General features: G+C 62.9%; 13 protein-coding genes. 7 read left to right on the top strand and 6 right to left on the bottom strand.

Annotated features, from left to right (window positions below; translation table 11 throughout):
* The first annotated feature begins 80 nt into the window (after positions 1 to 80).
* The 3 genes from ACZYOF_RS00825 (at position 81) to ACZYOF_RS00815 (ending at position 1,062) form a co-directional block, all read left to right on the top strand.
* A complete protein-coding gene (locus ACZYOF_RS00825) occupies positions 81 to 314 on the top strand; it encodes a hypothetical protein (protein WP_282527194.1) in 234 nt (77 codons plus the stop codon).
* A 154-nt stretch (positions 315 to 468) separates the two neighbouring features.
* Positions 469 to 726 (top strand): hypothetical protein, encoded by a 258-nt coding sequence (locus ACZYOF_RS00820; protein WP_463714463.1) that lies wholly within the window; start codon positions 469 to 471, stop codon positions 724 to 726.
* 75 nt (positions 727 to 801) lie between these two features.
* On the top strand, positions 802 to 1,062 hold the full coding sequence (locus ACZYOF_RS00815; RefSeq protein ID WP_245476353.1) for a hypothetical protein: 261 nt from the start codon (positions 802 to 804) through the stop codon (positions 1,060 to 1,062).
* Between the two features lie 540 nt (positions 1,063 to 1,602).
* Here ACZYOF_RS00815 and ACZYOF_RS00810 read toward each other — a convergent pair.
* From ACZYOF_RS00810 to ACZYOF_RS00785, 6 genes are all read right to left on the bottom strand, one after another.
* The gene (locus ACZYOF_RS00810; RefSeq protein WP_245476352.1) at positions 1,603 to 2,208 is read right to left on the bottom strand and encodes a DsrE family protein; all 606 of its coding nucleotides are present in this window, start codon (positions 2,206 to 2,208) and stop codon (positions 1,603 to 1,605) included.
* Between the two features lie 25 nt (positions 2,209 to 2,233).
* A complete protein-coding gene (locus ACZYOF_RS00805; protein WP_282527193.1) occupies positions 2,234 to 2,863 on the bottom strand; it encodes a hypothetical protein in 630 nt (209 codons plus the stop codon).
* Positions 2,860 to 3,906, bottom strand: a complete 1,047-nt coding sequence (locus ACZYOF_RS00800; protein ID WP_463714462.1) for a TAXI family TRAP transporter solute-binding subunit — start codon at positions 3,904 to 3,906, stop codon at positions 2,860 to 2,862. The genes ACZYOF_RS00805 and ACZYOF_RS00800 overlap by 4 nt, the downstream gene beginning before the upstream one ends.
* Before the next feature lie 70 nt (positions 3,907 to 3,976).
* Positions 3,977 to 5,530, bottom strand: a complete 1,554-nt coding sequence (locus ACZYOF_RS00795) for a coiled-coil domain-containing protein (RefSeq protein WP_282527191.1) — start codon at positions 5,528 to 5,530, stop codon at positions 3,977 to 3,979.
* Positions 5,531 to 6,461: 931 nt separating this feature from the next.
* Positions 6,462 to 7,088 carry a transglutaminase-like cysteine peptidase gene (locus ACZYOF_RS00790; protein ID WP_463714461.1) on the bottom strand — a complete coding sequence of 209 codons (627 nt, stop codon included), beginning with the start codon at positions 7,086 to 7,088 and terminating at the stop codon, positions 6,462 to 6,464.
* Positions 7,089 to 7,422: 334 nt separating this feature from the next.
* Positions 7,423 to 8,040 carry a PilZ domain-containing protein gene (locus ACZYOF_RS00785; RefSeq protein ID WP_463714460.1) on the bottom strand — a complete coding sequence of 206 codons (618 nt, stop codon included), beginning with the start codon at positions 8,038 to 8,040 and terminating at the stop codon, positions 7,423 to 7,425.
* Positions 8,041 to 8,371: 331 nt separating this feature from the next.
* On the opposite strand from ACZYOF_RS00785, the gene ACZYOF_RS00780 reads away from it, so the two are divergent.
* The 4 genes from ACZYOF_RS00780 to ACZYOF_RS00765 form a co-directional block, all read left to right on the top strand.
* Positions 8,372 to 9,232, top strand: coding sequence for an FAD binding domain-containing protein (locus tag ACZYOF_RS00780; RefSeq protein WP_463714553.1), 861 nt, complete (start codon positions 8,372 to 8,374; stop codon positions 9,230 to 9,232).
* A gap of 3 nt (positions 9,233 to 9,235) precedes the next feature.
* Positions 9,236 to 9,718, top strand: a complete 483-nt coding sequence (locus tag ACZYOF_RS00775) for a (2Fe-2S)-binding protein (protein WP_463714459.1) — start codon at positions 9,236 to 9,238, stop codon at positions 9,716 to 9,718.
* Entirely contained in the window at positions 9,715 to 11,973 is a 2,259-nt protein-coding gene (locus ACZYOF_RS00770) for a xanthine dehydrogenase family protein molybdopterin-binding subunit (protein WP_463714458.1), read from the top strand. The genes ACZYOF_RS00775 and ACZYOF_RS00770 overlap by 4 nt, the downstream gene beginning before the upstream one ends.
* Positions 11,974 to 12,298: 325 nt before the next feature.
* Positions 12,299 to 12,603 (top strand): transposase (locus ACZYOF_RS00765; protein ID WP_463714457.1); only part of this gene is annotated, 305 nt, incomplete at its 3' end.

Here is a 12,603-nt window from a genome sequence, read left to right as displayed (position 1 = left end):
GATGACGATTCGAAGAAAAGTCATCCCGCTTTAGGACCAGTTTCCAGCGCTGCGCGATCAGCTTACCCGATTGCCGAGTTGTGGCCGTTTCGGAAATCGATGCGGCGCAGAAAATGCAGGGCGGCCTGCCTTCGAATTCACTCGCCCGGTATTTGCGGGTGGGGCAATTGCAGACCAATCTTTTGGCCAAGGTTGAGCAATGTCGGCGTTTAGCAAGGGAGATTACGGACCCGCTAACCTCCAACCGGCTCCTGGAGCTTGCCGACGAGTACATTTGGCAGATCAAGAATGGCTCCGCGGGCCATCGCGATTGAGGGCGACTTCCAGTTCCGCCAGTGTTTCCTCGGCAGATGCCACGACGTCGGCGCACGCTCGGCCAAATTGGAACCGTCATGGCCGTCAGGAGTCGGATCTTTGTCCCCGGCAACTTGCCCCTCCGGTCGGGAGCCAGGGCCGAAGGAGGAGGAAATGACTTATACCCACGAATCGAAGAAGCCCACCGCAGCTCAGCAAGCGGCCCAAAAGGCCTTCAGGGAAGCGGATACCAAGGTTGCGATGTCCGAGTATGAACGTAATCAAGAAGCCTTTCATGCAAATCGAGAGCGATTGAAGGCGGAGCGATTGGCTCGGGAAGCGGCGGTGACTGGTAACGTCGCGGACAAGAAAAAGCGCTCAGCCGGCGAGGCCAACCGCGATTTTGCGAGCAGATCGAGGCGCAGCAAGTAAGCTGTGCCCGCTGAAGCATCGCTCATGCCCCGGCGAATAGCGCTTTCCGAGTGTCAGTTCTAAGAGCTGTTCCCGTTGGCTCTGTTCGAAGGAGCAACCAACCCTATGCCCGAGAGAAGAGAGCTGTACCGCAGTCCAAACGGCGATGCATGGTTCCTTGCGCGCGAACCGACGACCGGCAATGCTTTCATCCTCCATCAGCCGAATGCGCCTTCCGGTGGTCGGCTGTCGCCCATTGAGTTGGGCGAGTTCTTGCGGAGCAACGTGAATGGACCCGAGCACCAAGCCCTGTTGCGTTTGATTGGGACGCTGGTCGAGGTGCCGCCCTATGCCTGAAACGCCGCGACGCTCTTCGTAGCGCAAGCGGTGTCTCTTCCTTGTCGGCTCCGAGGGCAACGATCTTGAGCTGATCGTCTGCCGACCGCCATTTTCGGCGTTCGGCTCGGCCGAAGTACGAGACCTGCTCGCATCGCGAAAATGCGCGTCCGGCGAGACGTCGGCTTTGGTCGGCGTTGAGACGCCGCCGCCGATCACGTCAGCGCAAGCACGACGAGGCTTGAGCACAACAGGACGATCCCGGCAATGGTGACGGCGAGAAAGCTGTAAGAGGCAAATTCTTCACGCATGGCGCACCTCAAAAAAGCGTCCCCGCAATACCTTTTGATAGTCGTTCTCCAGCACCCGACACGAAGATAGTGGGCGCCCATTTCCGCAGAATTTCGACAAGCCGGAAAACGGTTTCGTTTTCGGAAAACCGGTATCCACTTTTCCGGATCATGCTCTGGGGAGCGGCGCGGACCATGGCCCTCGTCCAGACCACTCGGGACGGCTACATCCTGCTCAGCGGCCTTTGCCTCCATGGCCTGGAGCGGTGCCTCACAGTTTGACGTAGCTCCAGCCCTGTTCCTGCAGCTCCAAGACGCGGACGACGCCGGATTTCACGATCGTCGCCTGTGGAACGAGGTTGATATCCTTGTTCTCCGCCTTACGCATGTTTTCCTGGGTATTGCCGCAGGCTTTGAAGGAGATTTCCGGGTTGCTCATTGCGAGCCCCTCGATGCGCGCCTTCACCGGAGAGGTGTCATCGCGCAGCATGTGAAGGCCAGGGCCAAACGTGACAACCTCAATCGACACTTCTTCACCGAGATTGCGGTAGTATTGCGCGACGTTGGTCGCATTGTTAAGTGCGAGATTCATCATCGCGGGATCGTTGGAATTGACCTGCAGCAGGAGCTGATGCGGCTTCCTGGGGAGCTCGGTGGGTTTTGTCACCAGTACCAGTTTCTGCTTGCTCGCCTGGTCGTGCTTGCTCGTCTGATCGTCCTTCTGCCTGCTCGGCTGCTTCTGCGTGCTCACCCGGTGCTGCTTACTCGCTTGCGGCCTCATCTGATCGTCTGGCTGCGCTTGCGCGGTCGGCGCGATCAGGAGCGACATCGCTAGGCCGGCAATGGCTGCTATCGCCAGATTTCCAATTCTGATCATCTTGCTTCTCCCTGTCCCATGACCATCAGTCGCCTGGTCTGGCGACGGCATGTGGCCATTTGCACGCCGCCGCCAGTTTTTCGCGCACGGTCTTCAATCCGCCGAGCAGGAAATGCGCCTCCTGAGCCGCGCCGCTGCGGGTGGAAAGACGGACAGCGATGCCGCCCTCTTCGGGTAACGATTGCAGCAGACGCACGACGTCACCCCGGAAAGCGGCACCGGGCCCGAATGACGGCGAGGCGGCCACAAGCTGCACCGGCGGATTCGCATTGACGCGGTAGAAGATGGTGTATTCCTCGGCACGGCTTGATACCGCCGGTCCTGCGAGCACGAGCTCGGTGCGGCCTTTGCGGCAGTGGATTGCGAGTTGCATCGCGGTGCCGTCCGAGTCACCGCGAGCGGATGTGGTGGCGGTGACGATGGGCGAATAGTCCACCGGCGATGTGGTCTCGCTGAGCAGCCAGTTGTCGTACGGCGCCGGGCGACCAGGCGGCGCTATCTTACGTGATAGATCGTCCAGACATTGTAGCCGGGCCGGTCCCTCCATCACCGAGCACGCCCGAAGATTTGTCATCGGATCGTTCGTGCCTTGAGCGTAGGCGATGCCGCAAGCCATTTTTAACGTGACAGCGAGGGGAAAAGCAGCAGCCTTCATGGCGGCGCCTGTGCGCTGCGCGCCTTGTGATCCAGCCATTCCTGCGCGGCCGGGAAGCGGGTTAGTCCGGGGACGGTCGCTGCGAGATTGATCGACTGCCATTTCGGGTCAAAGCCTGGTGCCTGCAGGCGGTCGATTCGCGAGAACAGGTAGTCGACGAAGCGCGCGACGCGTTGATAATGGTTCGACCGCGGCGGCCAATTGAACGCGACAAGCGCGGTCGGCACTGCGATGGTCGACACCCGCTCGCCCTGCTTGATCAGATTGGGATACTCATTTGTCTCCAGTGTCGCGGGCAGGTAGTAGTCCTCGAACTTGCTGTCGTATTGGACCGGGAGAAACTTGAATCCCGCCTCCCAGCGGCCGCGCACGAAGGCGTCGACCGGTTTCGACGTGATGAACACCACCGCCGCCATCTCACCTTTGCGCATCTGTTCCAGGGCGACCTGATGGGGAATGAACGTCTTCTCGACCTCGATGCCGAGACGGCTGAAGATCAGCGGTCCCGAATAAGCGGCTGCGGTGCCCTTCGTGTTGAAGTTCACTTTCTTGCCGGCGAGATCCTGCAGGCTTGTGATTTCCGGTCGGACGAAAATATGCAGCTCGGACGGGAAGAGATTGAGCAGGTAAGTGATGCGGCTTCGGATCTGCGGCACTTGAATCTTGTACTCTTCGAGCGCGTCGGAATTGATGATCGCCGTATCGACGCCGCGCAGATAGAGCAGCGAGTTCAGATTCTCGGTGGCGCCCCGGGTGACGATCGGTAGCAGATGCATGTTCGCTCCGTCATCGACCACGCGGGCCATTTCCGCAGCCAGGCGGATTGGCGCTCCCTCCAGCAAGCCGCCAGCGAGCCCGACGGTCCAAGCGTTCATGCGGTCTTTTTCGGTCTGCAGCGGCAAGGGCCGTCGAACCACTTGTGCATTGCCCTTGGAGGGTTGCGTGGTCTGTGCGTCCAGGTCAGCCGGTTGAAGCATCATGGCGACCAGCAGCACCAGCACGGCGAGCAGGAGCAACGAGCGTGGCCTTGGCAGCGTGTTCATGTCAGTCCCCCTCTTGATCACCAACTGCAGCAGCCAGCGTCATCATGTGGAACGCAACAATCTCATCCTCTCACCGGGGCAACGCGTCGAGCCGGTCCTTGGCTTCGCGAATACCGCCACTGTGTGCCTTCGCGTAGAGCTCTCGCGCCTTAGCCGCTTCGCCGCGCGTTCCATAGGTGCCCCAGGCGGATAAAACGGCGGGATCATACGTCTCCGCGAGCATAAAACTTGCCCGCGCATTGTCGTTCTCGGCGGCACGCTCGAGCACTATCCTCGCCGCGCCGATATTGCCCTGGCCGAGCAACGCGCTGGCGCGCGCGATCAATCGGGCCGCCTCCGCCTTGTCCTGGTCTGCGGCTGTTGGCGGCTCCGATACGGCGGCTGCCACGGTCTGTGTCACCGGCATCATCGGGCCTTCAATTGCGCGGCCCACGGTCACGCGTTCATCGACGGGGCGCCGCGCCGATGCAAGATCCCGTGCCATGGCTTCGGTTCTGCTTCGCTCCTGCTGCAGCGACTGCCGCAGTTCCGCGATGGTGGCCTCCGCCGTCTGCTTCTGCTGGACGGCTTCATCAACTGCCTTCTGCGACTGCGCGGCCTGGGTCTCGATCTCGCTGCTCGTTCCGGCAAGTTCACTCGCGAGTGCCGCGGCACGCATCTGCGCCTCGTCGAGCGCGCGGCGTTGCTGCTCGGCACTCGCTGTCATCGCCTGGCGCGCCGCGCCGACCTCCTGGGTGAGGGCGGCGGTCTTTTCTTGCTCCTGCTGCAGCGACTGCCGCAGTTCCGCGATCTCGCGCTCGGTCGTCTGTCTCTGTTGCGCGGTCGCATCGTCAGGGTTGCGCGACTGTATATCCCGGGTCTCGGTCTCGCGGCGCGTTCCGGCAAGTTCGTTCGCGAGCGCCGCAGCGTGGGCCTGTTCCTGTTGAAGGGACTGCCGCAGTTCCTCTGCTGCAATTTCCGCAGCCTCCCAGCGCTGTATCGCGTCGTCCTGAAACTTGCTCGATAGCGCCAGCATCGTCTCCAAGTCGCCGCGGACTTTCGCGAGTTCGGCCGTCAGTGCGGCGGATTTTTCGCGTTCCTGGTAAAGCGACTGCTGTAATTCTGCGGACGTGGCCGCCGCCGGTGCGTCCCTGTGCGAAGTCTCTTCGTCGAGCGCTTGGCGACGCTGCACTGTGTCCGCCAACAGCATCTGTCGTGAAAGGTCGGTGTCCTGCATGAGGACTGCTGTCGTTCCGCGCTGAACGAGCGTTTGCCACCCGGCGACCTCAGGCTTCAGATCGAGCCCGACGGCGCGCCCGGCTTCGATCGTCTTCGAAACCTCGGGTCCGCTGGATTGGTCGAACACACCGATCAGCGCAGCCGCAACGAGGATTGCGGCGATCAAAGAACCCGCTAACCATTGGCCCGCACGACCGACCTGGAGCCGACCGCTCGACTCGTCTTCTTGAAACACATCCTCGGTTATTGGGTACCAATGCGTCGGCGCGATCCTGATGGGATGCCCATTTTTCCAAACCCATTCGCCCGCCTCACGTGACCAATGAGCGATATCAAAGGCTCCGGTCGCACTCTCGACCCAGATATCCTGTCCGTCCCTTGGTGCAGTATCAATTGGCCGGCGCATGTATGACGCCTTCGCATGTCTTCGTATTCAATCAGACCATGTGCAATCGGACTGACGCCGCAGCAATTCGGTTGGTCGCGGCACCCCTAATGTCGCAAGAAGAAAAACATCATTTAAATATAATTTAAAGTCAAATTAAATCGCATGTATCTCGGCGGAAGCCGTTGCGCCGCGCTTCCGTCAATCGAGCGTGGCCGTGGTTTGCAGGCGTGAGACCTCCGAATGAGCCTTGGAATTCCGGTGGAAAGGCGCGGCGCCAGGAACATTGCGGTGAAACCAAGTTCCCTGAGATTTAGTATGCATTATTATAAAAATATCATTTAATTATTTAATTAGAAGAAAGAGGGCAATAAAATATTGCCAATCCGAGGATTGTTCTTGTTGGATGGGCGGTGTCAGGGATTGCGACCACCAGCCTTCGCCGATAAGCGGTCATTTTCTGCAATCAATGGCGCCTCAGCTAGGCGCTATCGTGCGCAAGCGCGCCGGTTGGCACGGCGATGGTTCACCCAGCAGGGGCGACGCATCTGGCTGGCGCCATCGACCCCCGACCCAGGGCTCGCCGGCGTCGATCACGTCAGCGCAAGCGCGACGAGGCCTGAGCACAACAGAACGATCCCGGCAATGGTGACGGCGAGAAAGCTGTAAGAGGCAAATTCTTCACGCATGGCGCACCTCAAAAAGCGGTCCCCGCAATACCTTCGGATCGTCGTTCTCAGCACCCAACGCGAAGATAGTCCACGCCCGTTTCCGCAGAATTTCGACCGAGCCGGAAAACGGTTTCGTCACCCGCACCGATTGTTTCGTGACCGTTGCACACGTGCTGGCCCAAAAAGTTGCGGCCAGGCTTTGGGGGAAGCCTGGCCGCGCGCGAACCGGTCTGGGACGGGGAGGGGTGGGGATGTGACCGGGTCGCGTGTTCGATGTTCCCTTATTGCCGAGAGCTGGCGGTGGCGACCGCCGGGCGGTTGTCGCCGAGCGAGACCCAGACGTTAGGATCGCTCTGCGACTGCCGCTTGACGAAGCGGTAGCCGGTTGCGGTCCAGGCGACGACGTCCTCGTTCTGGTTGTCGAGGATGAACTCGCCCTTGTCGGTCTTCACCGTGAGCACCGCGTGGCCTTCGCCCTTCTTGTCGCGCACAACAGTGATCAACAGCGCCTCGCGCGGCCATCCGGCGTCGATCAGCATCTTGCGCTTCAGGAGCACGTAGTCCTCGCAGTCGCCGTAGCCGTCCGTCGGCAACGACCATTTCTCGATCACGCCCCAATGATCCATGTCGGTCATCGGCTTGATGGTCTCGTTGACCCATTTGTTGACCCGCAACAGATCGCGCCATGCCGTCTGCGACAGCACGATGTCGCGCGGTTGCGTCGCGCCGCCGCGGCAATCGCCCGGGTTGTCGGCGCAGAATTCGACCCAGCCGATCGGCGAACGCGTGGTGTCGCCGAGGCTGGCATAGACCACGTCGCCTGCTTTCGCCGCGACGCTTGTAGTGACGCTCAACCCGAACAGGATGGCGGCAACCGCCCATCCTTTCCCCTGTCCCCTGAAAACCATCGTGGCCCCCGTTTTTCTTGTTGGGACCACGTTTCGCACAAAGGTTTTGCGGTGCGGCTAAATCAGCAAAGGTGATTTGACGTGAATGCAAGTAAAGCTGGTGGCAAATTCGATCTATACTTGAAGAGAACTCGACTAAAATTCGAGACAACTGCAATTGATTCAAATTTTACGCATTAACGACCTTGACGCCGTGCCAGCAGTTCTTTCTCGCCGCGAAATCCGCCCGCGTTAACCGCGTGCGGAGGACGCCAGACAAGGCAAAGGCGGCGTCCGCCATCGCGGATGCCGCCTCATTCGGGCTGAAAATCAGGGGATTTGAGCGTCGCGGGCTTTACCGCGCGGTAACCGCGTCTTCGAGCGTCTCGGCGGCCTGCTCGTGGACGAACTCCAGCGCGAAGCCGTCGTCGAGGTTTCGCACCACGCGCGACTGCACCCGGCCGAGCATCACCAGCGACTTCACCGGCGGCCGGTTCTCGGCGGCGATCGCCGCGCCCGACAGCGAGAGGTCGATGATGCGGCAGGTCATCTTGCTGCCGTCCTCCAGCGTGAGCAGCGCGATCGGGTTGCGCGGCACGATGCGGTCGTGGCGGCGGTCTTCCGGCAGATTGAGGATGTCGCGGTTGGCGAGCCAGGTGAGCTGTGCCGCGAGTTTGTCGCGCTTGCGCGGCGTCGAGACGATCGTCATCGCAAAGCCGTTGTCGATGATGCGGGTGATCCGGCCCTCGACGCGGCCGATATGGTCGAGATAGGCGATCACGCGGTCGCCGACATTGCCGATGCCGGGCGCCAGCAGCGCGAGCCCGCCCGGGGACATGTTAATAATCTGGCAAGGAAACTCGCGGCGGTCGGGCAGCATGTAGCGGCCGAGCAGGTGCACCTTGACGCGCTGGAAGCGCCGCCGTTCCTCCTGTGCCGGGAAGACCGTAGGTTTCTTTTGTGCAAACGACATTACCGCCACCCGACAACCGGCCTTCCGGCGTGGGCTGAACCCTACGGCTGACAGGGTTAATGAGCGGTTAGCCGCGGTTGCATCAAGTATGGGCACGCACGCGACCGATGGGCGCAATCCGCGCCGCCGGCGAACGCCCGCGACCGCGCGGATCATGACCGTTTTGCGTGAAGGCGGCGGCGTGCAAATTCCCTTTGCGCATGGGAGGGCGCCACTTCGTCCGGGCTCGGAGGCTGTTCCGATGGCATGCTGGCGTGTACTCTTCTCACGAGGCCTCGTAGAGGGCAGGCAACAAACAACGAGGGAGGCATCGGACACGAGCATGACCGATATCCGATACGTCGCGCCGCAGACGCTTGATGAAGCGGTCGGCGCTTATGCAGCGGCGGGCAGCGCCGCGCGCATCCTGGCCGGCGGCACGGATCTCCTGGTGCAGATGCGTTCGGGCGCGGTGCAACCGGGCCTGATCGTCGACATCAAGAAAGTTGCGGAACTCACTGCCGTCGAAGAGCTTTCCGATGGCGGCTTCCGCATCGGCGCAGCAGTCCCGGGCGCCGTGCTGGCCGAGCATCCGCGCTTCAAGCAGGTCTGGCCCGGCGTGCTGGAAGCGGTGAACCTGATCGGCTCCACGCAAGTGCAGGGCCGCGCCTCCGCCGGCGGCAATCTCTGCAACGCCTCGCCGGCCGGCGACAGCGTGCCCGCGATGATCGCGGCCGGCGCCGTCGTCACCGTGCAGGGCCCGGACGGCAGCCGCGAATTGAAGGTCGAGGACGTCCCCGCCGGCCCCGGCCGCACCAACTTGAAACCCGGCGAGATCCTGGTCTCCTTCACGCTGCCGCCGCGCCCACCAAGCTCGAGCGATGCCTATTTGCGCATGATCCCGCGCACCGAGATGGATATCGCGGTGGTCGGCTGCGGCGTCAGTCTCACGCTGAAGGACGGCGTCTGCACCCACGCCCGCGTCGGCCTCGGTGCAGTGGCGCCGACCGCGCTCCTGGTCGAGCCGGCCGCGCAGGCGCTGATCGGCTCGCGCCTCGATGACGCCGCGCTGAACACTGCCGCCAATGCCTGCCGCGCCGCCTGCCGTCCGATCGACGACAAGCGCGGCACCATCGCCTACCGCACCCAGATCGCCGGCGTGCTGCTCAAGCGCACCGCGAAGATCGCCGCAGAACGCGCGCAAGGGAAATGACAAATGGCAAAGCTGCACGTCTCCACCACCGTCAACGGCGAGCCCTTGGAATTCCTCTGCGAGCCCTCTGAGACCATGCTCGATGCGCTGCGCAACCAGCTCGCGCTCACCGGCTCCAAGGAGGGCTGCGCCTCCGGCGACTGCGGCGCCTGCTCGATCACGCTGGATGATCGGCTGGTCTGCTCCTGCCTGATGCTCGCCGCCGAAGCGGAAGGGCACGAGATCAGGACCATCGAGGGCATGGCGCGCGGCGGCCGACTGCATCCGCTGCAGGAGAAGTTTCTGGAGCAGGCCGCGCTGCAGTGCGGCATCTGCACCTCGGGCATGCTGGTCGCCTCCGAGGCGCTGCTGGCCAAGAACCCGGAGCCGAGCGAGGAGGAAGTCCGCTTCTGGCTCGCCGGCAATCTCTGCCGCTGCACCGGCTACGACAAGATCGTCCGCGCCGTGCTGGAGACAGCCGCTGAAATCCGGGAGGCCGCGCAATGAACATCGTCGTCAACAACAAGTGGATCGGCCAGCGCACCATCCGTCCCGATGGCGTCGACAAGGTCACGGGCCGCGCCGCCTTCGCCGCCGACACCGCCATGCCCGGCATGATCTGGGGCAAGGTCCTGCGCAGCCCGCACCCGCATGCGCGCATCCGCTCGATCGACACCTCCAAGGCGGAGCGGCTACCGGGCGTGAAGGCCGTCGTCACCTCGCGCGACGTCGTCGACTTCCCGCTGGATAAATCCGTGATGCTCGGCATCCAGGACATGCGCTGGATGTGCCGGAACGTGATGGCGCGCGACAAGGCGCTGTTCCCCGGCCACCCGGTCGCGGCGGTGGCCGCCACCACGGAAGCGATTGCCGCCAAAGCCTGCGAACTGATCGAGGTCGATTACGAGGTCTTGCCCTGGTCGATCGAGATCGAGGACGCGATCAAGCCTGACGCCCCGATCCTGCACGAGTTCAACAAGTTCGAAGGCAAGCCCTCGAACATCGTAGGCCAACTCGAGCACAAGAAGGGCGACATCGAGCAGGGCTTCAAGCAGGCCGACGTCGTCATCGAGCGCACCTTCACCACCCGCCCGGTGCACCAGGGCTATATCGAGCCGCACGCCTGCCTGATCTCGGTCACAGCCGACGGCAAGACCACGATCTGGAGCTCGAGCCAGGGCCAGTTCATGGTCCGCGCGATGACATCGATGCTATCTGGTATCCCGCAGAGCGACATCCGCGCCATCCCCGCCGAGATCGGCGGCGGCTTCGGCGGCAAGACCATCGTCTATCTCGAACCGCTGGCGACGCTGCTCGCGAAGAAATCCGGCCGCCCGGTCAAGATGGTGATGACGCGCGAGGAGGTGATGCGCGCCACCGGCCCGACGTCAGGCTCGAAGAGCACGGTGAAGATCGGCGCCAAGAGGGACGGCACCATCGTCGCCGCGCAAGGCACGTTCTATCTGCAGGCCGGCGCCTTCCCGGGCTCGCCGATCCGCGGCGCCGCCGGCTGCAGCTTCGCGCCCTATGACATCGCGAACGTGCTGTCGGTCGGCTACGACGTCTGCTCCAACCGCTCCAAGGTCGCAGCCTATCGCGCGCCCGGCGCGCCGATCGGCGCCTATGCGGTGGAATGCGTGCTCGACGAGGTCGCAGAAGCGCTCAAGATGGACCCGCTCGACTTCCGCCTGAAGAACGCCGCGAAGCAGGGGACGAAAGCGGCGCACGGCCCGGTCTTCCCCCGCATCGGCTATATCGAGACGCTGGAAGCGGCCAAGAACTCGCCGCATTACAGCACGCCAACAGGCAAACTGCAGGGCAGGGGCGTCGCCTCCGGCTTCTGGTTCAACGCCGGCGGTGAATCCTCGGCGCAAGTCAACATCACCGAGGACGGCAACGTCGTCGTCACGACAGGCCATCCCGATATCGGCGGCTCGCGCGCCGGCATCGCCAATGTCTGCGCCGAACTGCTCGGCATCGACTACCGCCGCGTCTCCGTCATCATCGGCGACACCCAGACGGTCGGCTTCTCCAATCTCACCGGCGGCAGCCGCGTGCTGTTTGCTTCCAGCATGGTGGTGACGCAGGCGACCGAGAAGGTGATCAACACTCTGCGCGAGCGCGCGGCAAAAATCTGGGAAATCGATCCCGAAGCGGTGAAATGGGAGAACGGCGCCGCGCATCCCGCCAGCCCGAACGCCGGCCAGTTCGAGCCGCTGACGCTGGAGCAGCTTGCCGAGAAAGCCCCGCAGCAGGGCGGCCCGATCGGCGCCGGCGTGCAGCTCAACACCCAAGGCGCGGACGGCGGCTTCGGCACCCACATCTGCGACGTCGAGGTCGACATCGAGCTCGGCATCGCGCGCGTCATCAGCTACACGGCGGTCCAGGACGTCGGCCGCGCCGTGCACCCCGGCTATGTCGAAGGCCAGCTCCAGGGCGGCGTCGCGCAAGGAATCGGCTGGGCGCTGAACGAGGAATACATCTACCGCAGCGACGGCAAGGTCGATAACCCCGGCTTCCTCGACTACCGCATGCCGGTGTGCTCGGATTTGCCGATGCTCGACACCATCCTGGTCGAAGTCCCGAACCCGAAGCACCCGCAAGGCGTCAAGGGCGTCGGCGAAGTGCCCTTGGTCCCCGTGATGGCCGCCGTCGCAAACGCGATCTACCGCGCGACAGGCAAGCGCTTCTACGCGCTGCCAATGTCGCCACCGAAGGTGCTGGCGCGATTGGAGGAGCCGATACGGCAGGCGGCAGAGTAGCCAGATTGGCGCTCAACCCGCGCCCCCCGTCATTGCGAACGGAGCGAAGCAATCCATTTCACCACTTGCGGAGAGATGGATTGCTTCGTCGCTTGCGCTCCTCGCAATGACGCTGCGGCTGGATGGGTAGAGCGTAGGGCGGATGAGCCACCGGGTCCGCGCTTCGCGCGGCCCGATGACAGGCTCCGCGTAATCCGCCGAACCACACGCGGGAGAGACGGCGGGTTACGCTAATGCTAATCTTACTGAGTCAGAAGGTCGCGGCCGTTAGGGCTGAGAATCAAGTATTTGGAGAGATTCAGAATTTGGCGCACGGAGGGGCCAGATGAATCTCGATCAGCATGGAGAGAGTGAAGCGCGGTTTGCGACATATGTGGACGGGCTTGCGAGCGTGATCGGGCACGCGGACCGGACGGCGCCGCTGCGCGACTATTGCACGGGCTTGATACTGCCCGGCGAGCGCAAGAGCGTCGAGCCGATGGCGGCGCGGACAGCTCCGGCCAGGACGGCGCCGCAGCATCAGTCGCTGCTGCACTTCGTCGGCGTCGCGACATGGTCGGATGAGAAAGTGCTGGCCAAGGTCCGCGAGATGGTGTTGCCGGCGATCGAGAAGGACGGGCGGATCGAGGC

The sequence above is a fragment of the Bradyrhizobium sp. LeoA1Lang genome, from assembly GCF_055413685.1.
This window is presented reverse-complemented; position numbering and strand designations above follow the sequence as displayed.

Bases quoted from the DNA above. Each gene is read 5' to 3' on its own strand.
- ACZYOF_RS00820 (WP_463714463.1), top strand. From the start codon at position 469: ATGACTTATACCCACGAATCGAAGAAGCCCACCGCAGCTCAGCAAGCG.
- ACZYOF_RS00810 (WP_245476352.1), bottom strand. From the start codon at position 2,208: ATGATCAGAATTGGAAATCTGGCGATAGCAGCCATTGCCGGCCTAGCG.
- ACZYOF_RS00805 (WP_282527193.1), bottom strand. From the start codon at position 2,863: ATGAAGGCTGCTGCTTTTCCCCTCGCTGTCACGTTAAAAATGGCTTGC.
- ACZYOF_RS00800 (WP_463714462.1), bottom strand. From the start codon at position 3,906: ATGAACACGCTGCCAAGGCCACGCTCGTTGCTCCTGCTCGCCGTGCTG.
- ACZYOF_RS00795 (WP_282527191.1), bottom strand. From the start codon at position 5,530: ATGCGCCGGCCAATTGATACTGCACCAAGGGACGGACAGGATATCTGG.
- ACZYOF_RS00790 (WP_463714461.1), bottom strand. From the start codon at position 7,088: ATGGTTTTCAGGGGACAGGGGAAAGGATGGGCGGTTGCCGCCATCCTG.
- ACZYOF_RS00785 (WP_463714460.1), bottom strand. From the start codon at position 8,040: ATGTCGTTTGCACAAAAGAAACCTACGGTCTTCCCGGCACAGGAGGAA.
- ACZYOF_RS00775 (WP_463714459.1), top strand. From the start codon at position 9,236: ATGGCAAAGCTGCACGTCTCCACCACCGTCAACGGCGAGCCCTTGGAA.
- ACZYOF_RS00770 (WP_463714458.1), top strand. From the start codon at position 9,715: ATGAACATCGTCGTCAACAACAAGTGGATCGGCCAGCGCACCATCCGT.